General features: G+C 72.1%; 20 protein-coding genes. 18 read left to right on the forward strand and 2 right to left on the reverse strand.

What is annotated here, in order from left to right; translation table 11 throughout:
• Nucleotides 1-512 precede the first annotated feature (512 nt).
• The 16 genes from WMI84_RS02205 (at nucleotide 513) to WMI84_RS02280 (ending at nucleotide 14,078) form a co-directional block, all read left to right on the forward strand.
• Nucleotides 513-1,310 carry a ParA family protein gene (locus WMI84_RS02205; protein ID WP_347350366.1) on the forward strand — a complete coding sequence of 266 codons (798 nt, stop codon included), beginning with the start codon at nucleotides 513-515 and terminating at the stop codon, nucleotides 1,308-1,310.
• 274 nt (nucleotides 1,311-1,584) lie between these two features.
• Entirely contained in the window at nucleotides 1,585-2,004 is a 420-nt protein-coding gene (locus tag WMI84_RS02210) for a hypothetical protein (RefSeq protein ID WP_347350367.1), read from the forward strand.
• Between the two features lie 34 nt (nucleotides 2,005-2,038).
• Complete coding sequence (locus WMI84_RS02215) at nucleotides 2,039-2,734, forward strand: SAF domain-containing protein (RefSeq protein WP_347350368.1); 696 nt, start codon at nucleotides 2,039-2,041, stop codon at nucleotides 2,732-2,734.
• Between the two features lie 4 nt (nucleotides 2,735-2,738).
• The gene (locus WMI84_RS02220; RefSeq protein WP_347350369.1) at nucleotides 2,739-3,560 is read left to right on the forward strand and encodes a hypothetical protein; all 822 of its coding nucleotides are present in this window, start codon (nucleotides 2,739-2,741) and stop codon (nucleotides 3,558-3,560) included.
• 19 nt (nucleotides 3,561-3,579) lie between these two features.
• On the forward strand, nucleotides 3,580-5,286 hold the full coding sequence (locus WMI84_RS02225; RefSeq protein WP_347350370.1) for an ATPase, T2SS/T4P/T4SS family: 1,707 nt from the start codon (nucleotides 3,580-3,582) through the stop codon (nucleotides 5,284-5,286).
• On the forward strand, nucleotides 5,283-6,185 hold the full coding sequence (locus WMI84_RS02230) for a type II secretion system F family protein (protein WP_347350371.1): 903 nt from the start codon (nucleotides 5,283-5,285) through the stop codon (nucleotides 6,183-6,185). The genes WMI84_RS02225 and WMI84_RS02230 overlap by 4 nt, the downstream gene beginning before the upstream one ends.
• Nucleotides 6,182-7,099, forward strand: coding sequence for a type II secretion system F family protein (locus WMI84_RS02235; protein WP_347350372.1), 918 nt, complete (start codon nucleotides 6,182-6,184; stop codon nucleotides 7,097-7,099). The genes WMI84_RS02230 and WMI84_RS02235 overlap by 4 nt, the downstream gene beginning before the upstream one ends.
• 117 nt (nucleotides 7,100-7,216) lie before the next feature.
• Nucleotides 7,217-7,414: a hypothetical protein gene (locus tag WMI84_RS02240; protein WP_347350373.1), complete on the forward strand. Its 198-nt coding sequence runs from the start codon at nucleotides 7,217-7,219 to the stop codon at nucleotides 7,412-7,414.
• 13 nt (nucleotides 7,415-7,427) lie between these two features.
• Nucleotides 7,428-7,853 carry a hypothetical protein gene (locus WMI84_RS02245; protein WP_347350374.1) on the forward strand — a complete coding sequence of 142 codons (426 nt, stop codon included), beginning with the start codon at nucleotides 7,428-7,430 and terminating at the stop codon, nucleotides 7,851-7,853.
• Nucleotides 7,850-8,326 (forward strand): TadE family protein, encoded by a 477-nt coding sequence (locus WMI84_RS02250; RefSeq protein WP_347350375.1) that lies wholly within the window; start codon nucleotides 7,850-7,852, stop codon nucleotides 8,324-8,326. The genes WMI84_RS02245 and WMI84_RS02250 overlap by 4 nt, the downstream gene beginning before the upstream one ends.
• Nucleotides 8,323-8,745, forward strand: coding sequence for a hypothetical protein (locus WMI84_RS02255; protein ID WP_347350376.1), 423 nt, complete (start codon nucleotides 8,323-8,325; stop codon nucleotides 8,743-8,745). The genes WMI84_RS02250 and WMI84_RS02255 overlap by 4 nt, the downstream gene beginning before the upstream one ends.
• Before the next feature lie 14 nt (nucleotides 8,746-8,759).
• Nucleotides 8,760-11,762: a LysM peptidoglycan-binding domain-containing protein gene (locus WMI84_RS02260; protein WP_347350377.1), complete on the forward strand. Its 3,003-nt coding sequence runs from the start codon at nucleotides 8,760-8,762 to the stop codon at nucleotides 11,760-11,762.
• Between the two features lie 10 nt (nucleotides 11,763-11,772).
• On the forward strand, nucleotides 11,773-12,399 hold the full coding sequence (locus WMI84_RS02265; RefSeq protein WP_347350378.1) for a hypothetical protein: 627 nt from the start codon (nucleotides 11,773-11,775) through the stop codon (nucleotides 12,397-12,399).
• 344 nt (nucleotides 12,400-12,743) lie between these two features.
• Nucleotides 12,744-13,259: a hypothetical protein gene (locus tag WMI84_RS02270; protein WP_347350379.1), complete on the forward strand. Its 516-nt coding sequence runs from the start codon at nucleotides 12,744-12,746 to the stop codon at nucleotides 13,257-13,259.
• A 100-nt stretch (nucleotides 13,260-13,359) separates the two neighbouring features.
• Nucleotides 13,360-13,662, forward strand: a complete 303-nt coding sequence (locus WMI84_RS02275) for a hypothetical protein (RefSeq protein WP_347350380.1) — start codon at nucleotides 13,360-13,362, stop codon at nucleotides 13,660-13,662.
• A 14-nt stretch (nucleotides 13,663-13,676) separates the two neighbouring features.
• Nucleotides 13,677-14,078, forward strand: a complete 402-nt coding sequence (locus WMI84_RS02280; protein ID WP_347350381.1) for a hypothetical protein — start codon at nucleotides 13,677-13,679, stop codon at nucleotides 14,076-14,078.
• Between the two features lie 3 nt (nucleotides 14,079-14,081).
• On the opposite strand, the gene WMI84_RS02285 is transcribed toward WMI84_RS02280, so the two are convergent.
• Together WMI84_RS02285 and WMI84_RS02290 are read right to left on the reverse strand one after the other, a co-directional pair.
• Entirely contained in the window at nucleotides 14,082-14,204 is a 123-nt protein-coding gene (locus WMI84_RS02285; RefSeq protein ID WP_347350382.1) for a hypothetical protein, read from the reverse strand.
• A gap of 690 nt (nucleotides 14,205-14,894) precedes the next feature.
• Nucleotides 14,895-15,350 carry a 3'-5' exonuclease gene (locus tag WMI84_RS02290; protein ID WP_347350383.1) on the reverse strand — a complete coding sequence of 152 codons (456 nt, stop codon included), beginning with the start codon at nucleotides 15,348-15,350 and terminating at the stop codon, nucleotides 14,895-14,897.
• 1,053 nt (nucleotides 15,351-16,403) lie between these two features.
• Between WMI84_RS02290 and WMI84_RS02295 the strand changes: the two genes are divergently transcribed.
• Together WMI84_RS02295 and WMI84_RS02300 are read left to right on the forward strand one after the other, a co-directional pair.
• A complete protein-coding gene (locus WMI84_RS02295; RefSeq protein ID WP_347350384.1) occupies nucleotides 16,404-16,958 on the forward strand; it encodes a hypothetical protein in 555 nt (184 codons plus the stop codon).
• A 331-nt stretch (nucleotides 16,959-17,289) separates the two neighbouring features.
• Nucleotides 17,290-17,553, forward strand: a complete 264-nt coding sequence (locus WMI84_RS02300) for a hypothetical protein (RefSeq protein WP_347350385.1) — start codon at nucleotides 17,290-17,292, stop codon at nucleotides 17,551-17,553.
• Nucleotides 17,554-17,578 lie beyond the last annotated feature (25 nt).

Consider the following 17,578-nt stretch of genomic DNA (forward strand, 5'->3'; position numbering starts at 1 on the left):
GGTTAATGGCTAGGCATGCATGATGGGGCTCACATATGGCGCTCCATGATGGATGGCGCATATGTTGTTACCCAGGGATCGGCCCAATTATGTTTCCTGCATGTCTATCCATTATGGTGATCACCGATGGTTTCCCAGTCGTGCCCCCCGATTGGGCACTGGCAGATGCAGTATCACACTGGCAGCCCAGAGTGCATATCCAAATTGGGTTAGCCACGCGGTTGATACCGTGCCCTTCGTAGACGGGTTGCCCATTGTGTCGTGTCGCTGTGGGGTATGACCATGGTGCTTCGGCTACGGTCTCCATCATGGTTGCTACACGGTTCTAGACCCACACCCCCCCGTCATGGGTCTCCACCATGGAGACTGCACGGTGGGGGGGTATCAGGTGGTGGTGGCCACCCGTCAGGCAGCCCGGTGCTACTTGCCGACCGGCCACCGCCCACTCTATTGTCACTGACAACAGGGCGTGCCGGGGAGCCTTCCGGGCGTCCAGAAAGGCACTGCTGCGGATGACCACCTACTGTGTCGCCCTGTCCAAGGGAGGCTCGACCAAGACCACCACGGCCGCCGAGCTCGTCGCCGGACTCGCCCGCCGCGGCCGCCGGGTCCTGGCGATCGACCTGGACCAGCAGGGCAACCTGACCATGCGGATGGGCGTGACCCCGGACACCGAGGTGGCCGGGGTCACCGCCGACGTCCTGACCGCCGAGGTCACCGCCCGCGAGGCCGCGATCCCGGCCCCGACGGTCCCCGGCGCGCAGATCATCGCAGGCACCAACGACCTGATCGAGATCGACACGACCCTCGTGCCCGACCTGGTCACCGGCCTGCGCGACCACCTGGCCAGCGACGGGCACCACTGGGACGACATCGTCATCGACACCCCACCCAGCCTCGCCCCGCTGACCCTGGCCGGCCTCGCGGCCGCCGACGTCGTCGTCGTGTCCATGGCATGCGAGGTCGAGAGCTTCGACCAGATCGCCCGGCTCGAGGAGGTCATCGAACGCAAGATCTCCCGGCGGATCCGCCCCGGCCTACACATCTCGTGGATCGTGCCGACCCGCTACAACGGGCACCGAACCCTCGACAAGGAGATCCTCGAGATGGCCCAGGAACGACACCCGGGCAAGGTCACCGCCGCCGTCCGCGAGGGCGTGGCCGTCAAGGACGCCTACACGTGCGGGATGCCGGTCTCCGTCTACGCGCCGCAGTCCAACCCCGCCCTCGACTACCAGGTGGCGCTGGCACCGGTGCTCGCCGCGAGCACCGGGCACCCGGCCACAGCCGGCGCGAGCGTGGGGGAGTAGGGGCATGGCCACGCCGAAACGCCGCAGCCTGCGCGAGCGCAACCTCGAGGCCATCGCCGACGCGCCGACCCCGCTGCGGCCCGTCCCCGAACCACGTGAGGCCACCAGCACGACCACGGCACCCACCCCGACCACCCACCCCTCACCTAGCAGCAGCCCTAGCAGCCCGCCTAGCCCTGGGCCTGGCGCTGCTGGTCGCGGCGCGGGCAGCGACCAGGCGGGGGAGGGGCCGGCGCGGGCCGGCCGTCCCGCCCCGTCGGGACGCCGCCGCGGCGTGCGCAAGGGCCGCGACGGCGCCGCGCAGGCCGTCAAGGCCGGCGCCACCGGCACGGCCGTCGCCCGGATCCTCTACCTGCCCGAGGACCTGCTCGAGCCGATGCGCGTCTACCGGGGCGCCGAGGGCGTGACCAACACCCAGCTCGCGCTGCGGGCCCTGAACGCGCACTGGCGCCACATCGACGAGCTGGCCGCCCGCGAGAGCAGCACCCGGGTCGTGCCCGGCGAGCTGTTCGACGAGGTCCTGCCCACCGTCCGGCAGGCGCGCCGGCAGGTGGAGATCACCCCCACCGGCGCCCAGCTCGAGGTGATCGAGACCACCCTGGCCGGCACCACCGCCAGGGACCGCAGCCACATGTTCGCCCTGGCCATCCGCCAGCTGCTCACCGACGCCGGGGTCATCACCCCGGCGACCTGAACCCAACCCACACCACATCTCTCGGGGACCAACCATGACCATCACCACCGACCCGGCCACCCGGCCGGCCCCACCTGCCCGGCCCGCCCCGGCGCCGAGCCACCGGCAGCGGCGCAACCCCAAGCTTGCCGGGCTCGGCCTGGCCGTCGTCGCGCTCGGCGGCCTCGCCGGCGCCTACCTGGCCAGCCAGGGCGGGCAGCAGGTGAGCGTGGTCGCCCTCACCGCGCCGATCCGGGCCGGGCAGCCGGTGACCGCGGCGCAGCTGGGCAGCATCGAGCTGCCCGCCGGGACCGGCCTGGACACCATCCCGGCCGCGCAGCTGCCCGACCTGCCGGGCAAGTACGCCAACACCAACCTGCCCAAGGGCGCGCTGCTCGCGCCCAGCCAGCTGCAGGACGGGCTCTACCCGCCCAAGGGCCAGTCCATCGTCGGGGTCGCCCTCAAACCCTCCCAGCTGCCCGCCCGCGGCCTGCTGCCCGGCGACCAGGTGCGCCTCGTGATCACCTCCGCGCAGCCCGGCACCGCCCCAGGACGGGACCAGCCCACCGGCACCCTGTGGCCGGCCCGCGTCGTCACGGTCGGGACGCCCAACGACGAGGGCAGCACCACCGTCGACGTGCAGGTCAGCCAGGCGGTCGCCGGGCCGCTCGCCGCGGCCGCCGGCGGCGGCAACCTGGCCGCCGTCCTCGATCAGGGCAGCGCGAACGCCGCGGCATCGGCGGGGGAGTGACCCGGTGGCCGTCTACGCCCTGACCAGCCTGTCCGGCGCGCCCGGGGTGACCACCCTCGCGATCGCCTGGGCCTACCAGAACACCCGGCCGACCCTGATCCTGGAGGCCGACCCCACCGGCGGGTCACCGATCCTGGCCGGCCCGTTCCGCGGCAACCTGCTGCACGACACCTCCGTGCTGCTGCTGGCCGAGCGGGACCCGGCCGAGCTGCAGGAGTGGATGTGGCACCACGCCATCGCGCTGCCCGAGACCACCGACCGCAAGGTCCTGCCCGCCGTGGCCAGCCACGCTCAGGCCCGCGCCCTGGCCGGGACCTGGCCGGGCCTGGCCGACACGGTCCAGCACTTCTCGGCCGGCACCGGCACCGACGTGCTGCTCGACCTGGGCCGGCTCACCCTGGAGTACTCGGCCCGGGCGCTGCTGCCGGCCGCCGACGCCGTCCTGGTCCTGACCAGCGCCACCCTGCCGGGCATCAACACCGTCGTGTGGGCCCTCGATGAGCTCCGCGACACCCTGCAAGCCTCGGGGGACCCCGACCGGCTCGCCGTGGTCCCCGTCCGGGCCGCGACCGGGCTGACCCGTGGGCTGCTGCGCCGGCAGGACCCGACCGCCGCGGCCCAGCCGTGGAGCCAGGCCGAGATCGCCCGGGCCATCGACCCGACCGCCGTGCTCGGCCCGCTGCCGTGGCGCCCGGAGCAGGCCCAGGTCTACGCCCACGCCACCCTCGCCCCGAAGGACTGGACCCAGGGCGCCTACAGCCGCGCGGTGAGCACGCTCATGGCCGCCGCAGCCGACCACGTCGACGGCAGCGCGGCCGCCGGCTAACCCACAACAAGGACCACCGATGACCGACACCCACGCCAGCCCCGACCCGGCCGCGCTGCCGCCGCTGATCGCCGCGCGACCCGCCGCCCCATCCACCGCGGCCCCGCCCCGGACGGCGGCGCGCCCGCAGGCGCGCCGCCTGGCCGGGCCGCTGCACCCCACCCCGGGCAGCCCCCCGGCTCACGCCGGGACGCAGGCCCGCACCGGGCCGGACGAGCCCACCACCAGCGCGCCGAACCCGCGGCAGGACACCTCATCGAGCCAGCCCGGGCGGGCGGGCCGGGGTGGCCCGGCCAGTCGCCCCGGGCCGCTGAGCCAGCCGCTGACCCCGACCCGGGACTGGGACCAGACCAGCTTCCGGATCATCGAGCGCCACGGGCGGCTGCACCTGCTCGACGACCAGCCGTTCGACCACCGGGCCGTCCGCGAGATCCGCGCCGCACTGGGCAACAGCGTCGACGGGCAGCAGGCCAGCCTGGAGGCCGACGCGGCCAGGGAGCGTATCGACGACGAGATCGACACGTGGCAGCAGAACCGGCTCGCGGCCGGGCAGCCGCCCCTGACCGGCCCCGAACGGGCACAGCTGCACAAGGCGGTGCACGACGCGCTGTTCAAGCTCGGCCGCGCCCAGGCGCTGCTCGAGCTGCCCGACGTGCAGGACCTGGTCATCCGCGGCCCGCACAACGTGCGGCTGCGCTTCGCCGACGGCAAGGTGGTGCAGTGCCCGCCGGTCGCCGACACCGACGAGGAGCTCATCGAGGACATCCGCCGATGGGCGAGCACGGTCAAGAACGAGCGGCCGTTCAACCGGGCCAACCCGCACCTCGACCTGGCCCTGACGGACGGCAGCCGCCTGTCCGCGTCCGCCTGGTTCACCGCCTGGCCCACCGTCACCATCCGCCGCCACCCACTGCTCGACATCGACACCGGCGACCTGCTGCGGATGGGGGCCATCGATGAGGGGATGCAGGCGCTGCTGCGCGCCGGCATCCGGGCCGGCAAGACGATCGTGGTCTCCGGGCAACCGAAGGCCGGCAAGACCACGGCCATCCGGGCGGTGCTGAACGAGCTGCACCCCGACGTGCCGATCGCCACCATCGAGACCGACTTCGAGCTGCACCTGCACCGGCTGCCGCACCGGCACCGCGAGGTGTGGCCCGCCCAGGAGCTGACCGGCGGCGAGGGCGGCGAGGGCGGGATCACCGTCTCGAAGGCCATCCCCATCTCGCTGCGCGACTCGGTCAACATCATCGTCGTCGGCGAGGTCCGCTCCGATGAGGTCATCGCGATGCTCGACGCCATGCAGATCGGCACCGCGTCGGTCTCGACGATCCACGCCTCCGACGCGCGCGGCACCATCGACCGGATCGTCTCCTGCGCGGTCCGGTTCGGCGGGGCCACCGAGAGCTGGGCCTACCGGCAGATCGCGCACACCGTCGACCTGATCGTGCACCTGGCCGTGCTCGACGAGGAGCCGATCGGTGGGCGCAAGCTGCGGTTCGTCGACGAGATCTACGCGCCGGCCTACTCCGGCGACGCCCTCGTCTCCGGCGAGATGCTCTACCAGCCCGGGCCCGACGGGCGCGGGGTCCCCACCGGCCAGCTGCCCGACTGGATCGAGGACCTGCAACCGTACGGGTTCGACGCCGGCTACTACCTGCGCGGCCGGCGCTCGGCCTGGCCCGAGCCGCTACCGAGCATCCGGAACACCAGGAGCGGGTCATGACCCCGGCCGGCCCGCTGGGCGCCCTGGCCGGGATGCTGCTGACCGGCGGGGCCCTGCTGGTCTACCTCGGCGCCACCCGCCGCGACCGGCCCCCACCACCAACAGGCGCCAGGGCGGGGCTGTTCCCGCGGGCCCGGGCCGGGCTGGCCGGGGCCGTGACGAGGCGGGAGCTGCTCATCCTGGCCGTGACCGCCCTGGCCGGGCTCAGCTACGCGGCGCGGACCGGGTTCTGGGCCGCCGCGCTGCTGGCGCCGGCTGCCGCGTGGGGGCTGCCCCGGCTGCTCGCCGCCCCGCCGGCCACCCCCGTGGCGCGGCTCGACGCGCTGGCCCAGTGGACCCGGCGGGTGGCCGGGCTGATCGAGTCCGGCCACCAGCTCAACGAGGCCCTGATCGCCTCGGCCCGCGCCACCCCGCCGGCGATCCAGCCGCAGGTGCAGGCCCTGGTCAACCGGATCCGGGCCCGGCAACCCGTGCACCTGGCGCTCTACCAGTTCGGCGACGAGATGGCCGACCCCGTCGCGGACAAGGTCGTCGCGGCCCTCATCAAGGCCGCCACGGTCACCTCCAGCGCGGTCGCCGCGATCCTGGGCGAGCTCGCCCGGATGACCGCCGACGAGGTCCACTACCGCCACCAGCTCGCCGCCGCCCAGGCCGGCCCGCGCACCACCGCCCGGGTGGTGACCGGCATCGTCACCCTGATCCTTATCGGGTTCGTCTTCTTCACCCCGCAGGGCGCCGCCTACCAGCAGCCGCTCGGGCAGCTGGTCCTGCTCGCCCTGAGCGTCATCTACGGCGGGCTGCTCTGGTGGATCCGCGCCGCCTCCCTGCCCCCGGTCGTGCCCCGGTTCATCCGCACCCCCGCCCACATCCGGGCCCAGCTGGGCGGGGGGCAGCGATGAGCACCCTGACCGTCCTGACCGCCCTGGCCGGCATGATCGTCGGGGCCGGGGTGTGGCTGCTGATCAAGGCAGCCGTGCCACCCAACCCGCAGCTGGCCGGCGCGCTGGCCCGGCTCGGCCCGGACAACCTGCGCCGCCGCGACCCGGCCACCGGCCCGGCCGGCACCGCGGCGCAGCTGCGCCGCGACCGGATCGGCCGCTGGGTCGAACAGCGGCTCGCCGGCCGAACCGGGCTGCTGGCCGCCCCCACCGCCGACCTGCAGGTCCTGCAGATCAGCCCCGGCTCCTACTGGGGCGACAAGGCCATCACCGCCGCCCTCGGGTTCCTGGCCCCGATCGTGCTGCACCTGGCCAACCTCATGCTCGCCAGCCCGGTCCCGGCCGCCCTGCCCGCGATCGCCTCCCCCCTGCTGGCCGGGCTGTTCTGGTTCCTGCCCGACCAGTCGATCCGCAAGAAGGCCGCCCAACGGCGCAGCCAGTTCGTCCGGGCCGCCGTCGCCTACCTGCAGATCGTCGCGATCCACCGCCGCGCCGAGGCCGGCGCGACCACCGCGCTGCGCGAGGCCGCCGACATCAGCGACTCGTGGATGTTCACCCGGCTGCGTGAGGAGATCCGCCGCGCCCAGGTCACCGGCATCCCCGCCTGGGAAGGCCTCGAACAGCTCGGCGCCCGCACCGGCATCCCCGAGCTGAGCGAGGTCGGCGAGATCATGCGCCTGGCCGGCGACGCCGGCGGCGCCGTCTACGAGCCGCTGCTGGCCCGCGCCAAAACCCTCAGCGACCGGATCATGGCCGAGGACCAGACCCAGGCCCTGACCGCCGCCACCAACGTCAACGCACCCGTCGGCGCGCTCGTCGGGGTCCTGATGATCTTCATCCTCTACCCCGTCATGACCACACTCATGACCACCTGACCACTCCGTTCAACAGGCGGCCTGTCGCAACCAGCACCTAGCCTGAACCGTGACAAACCCACCTATCCCCGAGCACGCAACCCGCACCCGAGCAGAGCAACCACGGAAGGACCCGGCATGACCACCCGACTCAGCGCCCGCTACCAGACCATCACCCACCAGGCCCGCGAACGTCTCGCCGAGCTGCTGACCAACCGCGACCGCGGCGACGGCATCCAGTACGCCGTCATCATCGTCGGCGGGCTGCTCGTCGCGCTCGCCCTGGTGGCAGCCTTCACCGCCGCCATCAACAGCCGCATCAGCCAGATCAAGTAGCGCCCTGACCCGGATGCCCGCGCCGCGCCCGCACCCACAGTCGACCCACCCGCTGGGCCGGCTGGGCAGCCGCGCGCACCGGGAACGCGGCGAGGCCACACAGTTCGCGGTGCTCGCCGGGACCGCCATCCTGGCCATCTTCACCATCGTGCAGGCGTGGCTGTACTACGCCGCCGGCAACACCGCCCGCTCCGCCGCCCAAGCCGGGCTGCAGGCCACCCGGGTGCAACACGGCAGCGCCCGCGCCGGACAGCAGGCCGCCCTACAGAACGCGGCCGCGGTCGGCGGCATCACCAACCTGCAGGTTACCGCCAACCGGGGGCCCGCCCACGCCACCGTCACCGTCACCGGCACCGCCCCCTCGGTGATCCCCCTGCTGACCCTGCCCCCGATCCGCGCCGAGGCCAGCGGCGCCGTCGAAAGAACCACAACCCCATGACCAACCCCCTCCGCGCCTGCCCCCGCCGTGCTACCCGGCTGGTCCGGGACCGCGAGTCCGGCAGCGCCGCCATCCAGCTGGCCATCATCGCCCCAGCCGTCCTCGTGCTGATCCTGCTCGCCATCGCCGCCGGGCGGATCTCCCGCGCCGCCACCACCGTCGACCAGGCCGCCTACGCCGCCGCCCGGGCCGCCTCGATCGCCCGCACCCCCGGCCAGGCCCGCACCGACGCCGCCCACGCCGCCGCCGCCGCCCTCGGCCGGCAGGGCACCACCTGCTCCGGCGGGGCCAGCACCCACCTCGACCTGACCGGGTTCCACGCCCCCGCCGGCACCCCCGCCCAGGTCACCGCCCGCATCACCTGTCAGGTCGCCCTCGCCGACCTGGCCATCCCCGGCCTCGGCGGGTCCCGCACCATCGACGCCACCGCAGTCTCCGCCCTCGACACCTACCGAGAAAGGACCACCCCATGACCGGGCGCATCCACCGGCTCCTGGGGGAGCGGGACCGCGGCTCCTTCGCGATCCAGTTCGCCGTGCTCGGCCTGACCCTGATCGTGCTGGCCATGTTCTCCTACGACCAGGGCAACATGATCATGGCCGCTCGCGCCGCCACCACCGGCGCGCAGGAGGCCGCCCGAGCCGCCGGACAACACCTGAGCGCACAGGCCGTGACCGGGGCCAACGCGCCGGTCGACACCGCCAAGGCTGCCGCCGCCGCCCGCGCCTACCTGCGCGCCGCCGACCTCGCCGGCACCGTCACCGTCACCGGGCAAACCATCCACATCACCACCAGCAAGGCCTGGACCCCGACCGTCTTCGCCCTGTTCGGCGCCACCACCGCGACCCGCGCCATGACCGGACAGGCAACCGCCCGCGTCCTCCGCCAATGACAGGACACCGCCCCATGAGCCGCGCCGCACGCACCCTCCTGACCGGGCTCGCCGCCCTGACCGCCCTGGCCGCGCTCACCGCCGGTATCCCGGTCGCGCTGCACGCGCTCGCCGGCCCGGCCATACCCGACACGCTGCCCAGCCTCGAGCAGGTCCGCGCGGTCCTGGCCCGGCCCGAGGACGGCACCCTGCTGCTCGGTGCCCTCAAGTACGCCGGGTGGGCCGGGTGGCTGTGGTTCCTGGCCAGCCTGGCCAGCCACGCGGCCGCCCAGCTGCGCCAGATCCGCTCCGCCCACCACGGGAAGGTCATCACCGCGACGGTGCCCCGGCTGGTCCGCGCGGACTGGATCGCCCGCCTCGTCGCGGCCGTGCTCGCGCTCGGCGCGGCCGCCATCACCCTGCCGGCCGGCGCGGCACCCGCCCACGCCATCACCGCGGGACAGGCCCAGCCCACCGCCGCGGCCGCTGCTGCAGCCACCCCCGTCCCAGCCGCGGCCAGCCAGCGTGACGGCCTGCCCGGCACTACAACGGTCACCAGGCATGTGCCCCGCGTGGTCACCGTCGAGACCGGCGACACCCTGTGGGGGATCTCCCAGCAGCAGTACGGCACCGGATACCAGTGGGACGAGCTGTTCGCCGCCAACCAGGGGGCCCCCCAGGCCGGCGGGCACCTGACCGACCCCGACCTGATCCAGCCCGGGCTGCACCTGAGCATTCCCGGCAAGACCGACACCGTCACCACGACAACACCCCGGACAGCCAGCCACCACAAGGACGGCCAGACCAGCGCCGGCCCGCCACCGACCCCACCCCCCGCGGCATCCACACCCGCGACACCCGCCGAGCAGGCGCCCACCAGGCCCGGCACCGCGACAACCCCCCGAGCCCAGCCCCAGCCGACCCCAACCCCCACACCGGCCCCGACCCAGAGCTCCACCATCAGCAGCGCAGCCGCGCCGGCCCCCGACCCTGGCGGGCACGGGCCGGTCCGCACCGTCACCGGGCTGGGCGCCCTCGCCGCAGCCGGGCTGCTCGCGCTCTACACCCGGCGCCGCGCCCGACAGGCCCGCACCCGCCGGCCCGGACAGCCCATCACCCTGCCCACCGGGGAGGCCGCCCTCACCGAGGCCCAGCTCCGCGCCGCCGCCGACCCGATCACCGTCCACCACCTGGACCTAGCCCTACGCACCCTCGCCCACAACGCCACCACCCAGCAGCTGCCTATCCCCGCGCTGCGCGCCGCACGGATCACCCCCGACACGATCGAGCTGTACCTCGCCGACCCGGCCAGCCAGCTACCCGACCCGTTCACCCCCGCCGTCGACGACCCGGGCGTATGGACCCTGCACCGGGCCGACCTGGACAACACCCTGCTCGAACCAACCCAGGCCGAGGCCACCCTCGCGCCCTACCCGACACTCGTCACCATCGGACACGACGAGAACCAGGCACACCTGCTCGTCAACCTCGAACAGCTCCGCACCCTGACCATCACCGGCCGGCACGAGGACGCGCAGCCGGTCCTCGCCGCGCTCGCGGTCGAGCTGATCGCCTCCGGGTGGGCCGACGCCGCGGACATCACCCTCGTCGGGATCCTGCCCGAGCTCGCCGACGCGCTCGGCGCCGGCAACGTCACCTACGTCGACACCCTCGAGCAGGTCCTGGCCGGGCTCAAGCACACCGCGGCCGTCACCACCCAGGCCATGACGGTCGCGGACGTCGACACCCCCACCCAGGCCCGCGCCGCCGGGCTCGAGCCGGACGCCTGGACCCCGCACCTGCTCATCACCGGGTCAGCCCCCACCGGGGCGCAGCGGCGCCGCCTGGAGGCCATCCTCGCCGGGCGGCCGCACACCGCGATCGCCGCCGTCCTCGAGACCCAGCACCCCGAGCAGGCCCTCGGGCAGTGGCGGCTGCAGGTCACCGGGGCAGCCGCGGCGCTGCTGCAGCCCGCCGGGATCGAGCTGACCCCACAGCGGCTCGACCCGGACACGCTCGCCCGGGTCATCGACGGGTTCCGCGCCGCCGACACCGCCCACCCCGACCGGCCGGCCTGGGCCGACGGGATCACCGACGAGACCCCCCTCGAGCGGCTCCCCGACGCTCTGCCCCACCCCGAGGCGACACCCCCCAGCGGCGACACCCCGGTAGGCGCACCGCCCGGGTCGGCGGGCACCGTGACCGAGACCAGGCGCGGGCCCGACACCGGTGAGCTGGCCGCCATCATCGACCCCGAGCAGGACCTGGCCCACCTCGCCGACGTCATCCCCGCCCCGGCGCGCACCCTGCCCACCGACCGGCCGGTCCTGCGGCTGCTCGGCCCGATCCGGCTGGACAACCCGCGCGGCCCACGACCGGCCGCGCCCGGCACCGCGCTGAAGATCCTCACCCACCTGGCCCTCGCCCCCGGAGGACACCACGAAGAGCTCGACCAGGCCGTGTGGCCCGGCCAGAACACCCGCACCGGCTCCCGGGCCGCAGCGCTGGCCCACGCCCGCAAATGGGTCGGCACCGGCCAGGCCGGGCGCCCCTACCTGGCGCTGCACACCGACGACGGCGGATACCGGCTCGACACTGCCATGACCATCGACTGGGCCCTCTTCCAGGACCTGGCCGGCCCCCGTGTCGCGGCCGCCGACAGCCAGGACCTCGCCGACGCGCTGCACCTGGTCTACGGCAAGCCCCTGTCCAAGCCGCGGCTCGCCTACGCCGTCGACCACGAGGCCGCCATCATCGACATGGTCGTCGCCGTCGCGCACGAGCTCGGCGAACGCTACCTGCACGACGGCAAGCCCCGCGCCGCGCTGTGGGCGCTCGGCAAAGGCCTGGGCGTCGCCCCCGAGAACGAGACCCTCTGGCGCGGCCTGCTCAAAGCCGCCCACCAGCTACGCGACCCCGACCGGGTCGACCAGGTCATCCACGACCTGCACGCCCAGATGAACGCCCTCGGCGTCGACCTCGAACCCGACACCGAAACCCTCATCGACCAGATCACCCGCCAGCCCGCACCCGCCTGAAGGACCACCCATGACCACCAGCAGCAGCACCCTGACCCGGCTCGCCGCCCTCACCACGGCCGCCGCGACCATCCTGGCCGCGACCGGGTGCACCAGCGAACCCGCCGGCGCCGACAGCGCCCACCCCACCACCACGATCACGACCCCCGCCGTGACCAGCACACCCATACCCAGCGCCACATCCCTCACCGAGATGGAACAGGCCTACGCCGACGCCGAGAAGGCCTACCGCGCCTTCACCGCCAGCTACGCCAAAGCCGCAAGAACCTTCGACGCCACAAAGCTCGACCGGGCTACAGGCACGCCTGAGGTCATCGCCAGTATCACAGGTGAAATCAAGCGGGCCGCTCCAGTCAAAGCAAGCGGGGCAACCATGGTGTGGACCCAGAAGATCAAGGACATCATCGGCACTAAATACGAGATCGGCAAACTCACCCAGCTACAGGTGTGCGCAGTGACAAACACCCGATTCTTCGACAAGAACGGCAAGGACGTCACCATCACCAAGGACGGCAAGCGCGCGCAACCGACAACCACAGCTCGCGCCAACCAGATCCAACTGGTGTCCACCGACCACGGAAAGACCTGGAAGGTCGACACCTTTGTCTACTCGGGAGAGGTCGGGATCCAATGTTGAGGCGGCTCGGGGCTAGCGTTGCAACAGCAACGATATTGGCGATCGGGTTCGCCCCCTTTGCTGCCGCCGGCAGCGCCGGCAAGTGCATCAAACTGCCCAACGGCGCAACATGGTGCGAAGCAACTGTGGCAACACCGCGATCTGCAGGAGGCGGAGGCGGGAGAGATGCGCATGTCGCATCCAGTCCTGTCGTGGAGGACGGCCCTGACGAGTTCTGGTTCCCCCCAATCACCGGGCTTGGGCCGGGGCGTTGGGGTGCAGACTTCGGTAGCTTCAAACTCAGCCTCGTCGATCCCGGGACGTCGTTCGGCATGAAGATACCGATGATCACTTTCGATGACCCTGTGACTGCCGCTCCGGTCGCGGCCGCCGCGCCCACAGCCACACCCGTGCAGGTCGCGCAGATGGCGCGCGCGAAGATCACCCTGCCGAAGCCGACGATCGGGTCGGCGCCCTGCTCGGCCGCGAACTGTATGGGCGCCGTCGGGGTCCCGGTCTGGCTGTGGACCGACCCGGCGAACTGGCGCCCGATCACCGCGTCGGCCAGTGTCGCCGGCATCACCGTCAACGTCCAGGCCCGGATGAGCTCCGTGGCCTGGTCGATGGGCGACGGGCACACCGTCACTTGCGCCACGCCAGGAACCAAGTTCGACCTCTCCTGGGGTTTCCGTGACTCACCCGACTGCGGCTACCGGTACCAGAAGACCTCCCGGAACCAGCCCGACGGGCGCTACACCCTGCGCGCGACCGCCACCTACGACGTCGTCTTCTCCGGCGCCTACACCGGCACCCTCAACCCGACCACCTCCTCGACGACCAGCCTCGCCATCGGCGAGTACCAGGTCATCATCGAACGCTGACACCCGAGCAGGCACACCACCACAGACAGGACCAGACCATGTCCACCCAGGCCCCGCCTTCCGAGGCCACCGCCTGCCGGCGCCAAGAGATGAGTGCCCCGTGATCGCCGCTGTCATCGGAGCCACCCTCCTGGCCGCGGTCCTCGCCTGGGCCCTCGGCTCGATCGTCCTGCGCATCGCCGGGGTCCTGCTCGTGCTCATGGGCGCGCTCACCATGATCGTCACCGGCGACCTCACCACGCTGCTGATCGTGGCCATCGGTGTGCTCGCTTGGCTGGCTGGGCACCTGCTGCACGCCCTCAAGCACCGGTACTGGGCCAGCAGCCTCGCCTACCGGACCGTCCAGGTCCTCACCCGTGGGCGGCTCGACCCCGCCCGCGGCTGGGGCATCCCCACCGTCTGAAGCGAGCCGAGCGCGTGTATGCCAAGACCCTCATCCCAGGACCGGCGCTCGCCGTGCCCACGATCACCGCCACGACCCCGCTCGGCGACATCCTGTTCCCACAGCTGACGGCCCTCGGTTGGACCACGTTCGGGCAGGCAGGACCCTCCCCAGCCCCGGGGACCGTGCACATCTCACCCGGTGAGGGGCTCCGCCTCATCATCGAGGGTGAGACCCTGCTCGAGGACTCCACCAACCCGGCCGCCCCACCCGGATGGTGGCAAGCCGTCAGTGCGCTCGATGACCGGGTCGTGGTCGTCATCGTCCCCAGCGGACGCGTCGACCTCGCCGACCCCGATCAGGGACGGCAGCTGTCCACCTTGCAGGACGAGGGCATTGGTGTGTACGCGCTGCTGCCCCTGACCCACGCATCTTGATGGTCAGGCGTGTCCCGCTCGCCTGCGGGCGAGCTCGGCGAGGGTGGCCCAGTCGCGTTCGGACCAGCCGGCCGAGATCGCCTCGAGCAGGGCGTCTTGGATCAGGCTGCCGGTGGGTAGCGGCATGGACCGATCGTGGGCGGCGGCCAGGGCGAGCCGGACGTCCTTGACGTCCTAGCCGGGCCGTGAAGCCTGCCGGCTCGTGGGCCCGGGTGGCCATGAGCCCGCCGTACGTGCTGTAGACCGGGCCAGGGAACACGCTGGCGGAGACCAGCTCGATGAAGTCGGTCGCTGCGACCCCGTAGCCCTCGACGAGGGCGGTCGCCTCGCTGGTCGCCTCGATCGCGGCGGCGAGCAGGAAGTTCACGGCGATCTTGACGACGTTGGCCCGGACCGGCTCGGCACCGAGCTCCCAGACGCGGGTGGCCAGCGGCTCTCGGTATTCGACGAGGTGGGGCGAGTATCACAGTGTGCACCGTCGTACCGAGGCGCTGCCAAGCGCGCGGTCCCGACGGCTCGCGTCCAGTCAGATCGCGGCCAGGGCTCGTGGCGGGGGTTCGCAGCCCTGAACCGCATGTCCATAGGAGATCAGTTCAGGACCACGGTCGCTCACCGTGTACCCGTGATCGTGTAGGCATCCACCGTCGCATCGCTCAGCTCGTCGCCTGGTACCGCAACTTCGAGACCGGCACCCGCGGCAGCCCTCGGATCGGATCACGTCCTGCATCGAACAACCCGACTTGGCCGCGGCGCGACCGAGGTCGGAGTGGTAGTTGCACGGAGGCAATCTACCGTGCACGACCGGGCCGGCCTCGCTTATGAACAGTCCATTGACCACAGGACATGCAGCATCGCGAACGTGTCGCCGAGCGCCCGGTGGCCGCCGTCAAGGCGGCACCACGGGCGACCCTCGATATCGGCTCGGGCCCGCATGGCGCAGTCCCAGCGGGCCGGGTTCGCCAACGGGTGCCAGGCACCCGACATGAGCGCGACGGCGCCGCGGTCGTACTCGGCGTTGTACGCCACCAGACGCCGGCCGCCCACCGCATCCTCCAGCCAGGGCAGCACCTCCTCCCACCTCGGGGCGCCTGCGACATCGTCGCAGGTGATGCCATGCACCCGTGTGGCAGCGGCCGCGATGGGGCATCCAGGGTTCACCAGCGTGTCGAGCAAGACCTTCCCGGTGGGGGAGATGACGGCGATCTCACAGACCGCACCGTGCAGATCGGTCGTCTCGACATCCACGAGCACCGAGCGCTGCGGGTCCAGCATGAGCCTGACTCTCCGGCGGGCCCGAACACGCCGGAGCAGGGGCAGCAGCCCGAGCGAGTGCCCCGCTGTTACCGGTGTCGTGACCGTCATGGCGATCACCGTAGCCACGAGGTGCGACAGACCGAACGGGCGGCATCAGCCGGCGTAGCACTAGACTGTCCCGCTGGCGCTCTCCACCCGAGCCCAGCTGCGAGGGGCGAGACGCGGGGGGAGCATCTCGGCCCCCTCGCCTGGGAGCACGCGATCCGGGGGGATCGCTTCAAGCCGACGGTCAAGGGCCTCGGAGAAGGACCAGCGGGGAGGGTTCGCCTTCCTTGACGCGTCCCGGTCATCTTCTCGCCGGGACTTCGCGGGTCGGCCGGTTCCACCAGTTTCTTGAACAACTCTTTACGTTCCAGTCGTGCCGCATCGCCGTAGGCAGATGCCCCGGCACGGCTCACCGATCACGGTCGAGCCCTTGCCGCTTACCTGCGCACCGGGTCGGCGGGTTGCGGCGAGGCCGGCGCGCGAGTTTGAGCTCCTTCCTTCGACCGGCCAGGGCTTGGCAAGCCATGCCAGATCGTGTCTTGCCAAGCTCTGGGGGCTGCGCGCCACCTGATAGGTGGCGCGCGGCAAGACCGGGTCTGACCTGCGCAAACGCCACTTTCGGCGTATCGCGCGCCACTGCGCGCGCCACCTTGGTGGCGCGCGGCAAAACCGTCCCTGACCTGCGCAAACGCCACTTTCGTGGAGTCTGCGCGCCACAAACGCCACTTTCCTGGACCAGACCCTAGGAAAGCAGAAGGAGGGGAACGTGTCTTACCAAGCTCTGCGCTGCCACGCGCTGCCGGCGGGCCGGGCCCAGCACATGGCGGACCGCGCGGTTGGGAAGGGCCGCCGATCAGCCCGCGGACGGTCTCGAGCCGAGGGTCCTTCGGGTGGTCTCGCGCAAACCTTCGGCTGGCATGTCACACCGAGTCGCACAGGCACACCTACATAGCCACCAAAGGGACCCGTTCCAGGTCGAAGGGAGACACGTGCCGTGACAACCGAGAGCGCTGCGACACGCCGCAGGTGGCCGCCTTTCAGAAATGGCCACCGATTGGCGGTTCACTTGTCCCCATGCGACGTGCGAAGTCACTGGGGCGCCCACGGTTGGGTCGTTCCCGTCTCGCGTACGGACCGTCCATCGAGGCGCAGGTCATCGACCGGCTCGTCAAGCAGAGCGCGGAGGCCGGCATCCCGAAGACCACGTACCTCGAACGGGTGGTCTCCTTGGCGCACGGCTTCGAGTCGCCTTTCCTGCGCCCGACGATGCAGCCTCTGCCGACAGCCGTCGATGCACAAGAGCTGCAAGCGTACGTGGCTGAGCTGCGGTCCAGCCCGGAGCGGTGCACCCCGGTCCGATCGGATGTTCCCACCCGCGTCGCCCTGCTACGGCTCGACGAGGAGCTCGGCGAGCGGATCAACGCCTGGTGCGATGAGCACGACGTGGACTACGCGGCCTATGTGCGCAGCATCCTGCGTCTTGCGGCCGGGTACGAGTCGGCCGATGAGCTTCGCCCACGTGTGGTGCAGGACGAGCTCATCCCTGTCAACCGGGATGGGAGGCGCGCCGTGGCGAGCTGACAAAGGCGAAGTCCCCGCCTTTGGCGAGGCGAGGACTTCAACGGGTAGGCGGGGATCCCCTAGCCGGGGGATCCGCCGGGCCAGACCGAGTAGCCGCTCGACTGGCGAAATCTTCAGTTGGTTCACCTTCGAGCGAGGAAGGAGGTTCTCGGCTTGAAGGAGGTTCTGGGTTCGAGCATACCCAACGTGCGATGGGGCATACCTGAGATGCCTCCGGTCGGCGTGTCATTGACACTAGCGATGCGTTCTAGGCGGCTGGTATCTGAGCGCGGCTACGCTGGCGCTGGCCACCTTGTCCAGGACCTGCGGAGGCTCCTTGATCCCCGACGGGATGCAGCGCAAGAGCGTCGACCTGCCGATCGAGCACGTCCACCAGCTGGAGGCCGCCGAGCGGGCCGATGGCGCGAGCCCGCCCACCCGGTTGGCGGCGCTGGTGCAGGTCTGGGTCGAAGACCCCGCGGTTCAGCAGCAGGTGCGGCAGGTGGCCGTCCAGATGACCACCCAGAAGCGCCGCAGGCGGCAGGACGCCGCGGCCCGCGCCCGGGCGGCCCGCGCGGAACGACGCCGGCGAGCGGGGGCCGAGCCCGGCAGCTGACGAGCGGCCGGCGCGGCGGGGGTGA

The sequence above is a fragment of the Intrasporangium sp. genome (assembly GCF_039812505.1).
In the GTDB taxonomy this organism is placed as follows: domain Bacteria; phylum Actinomycetota; class Actinomycetes; order Actinomycetales; family Dermatophilaceae; genus Intrasporangium_A.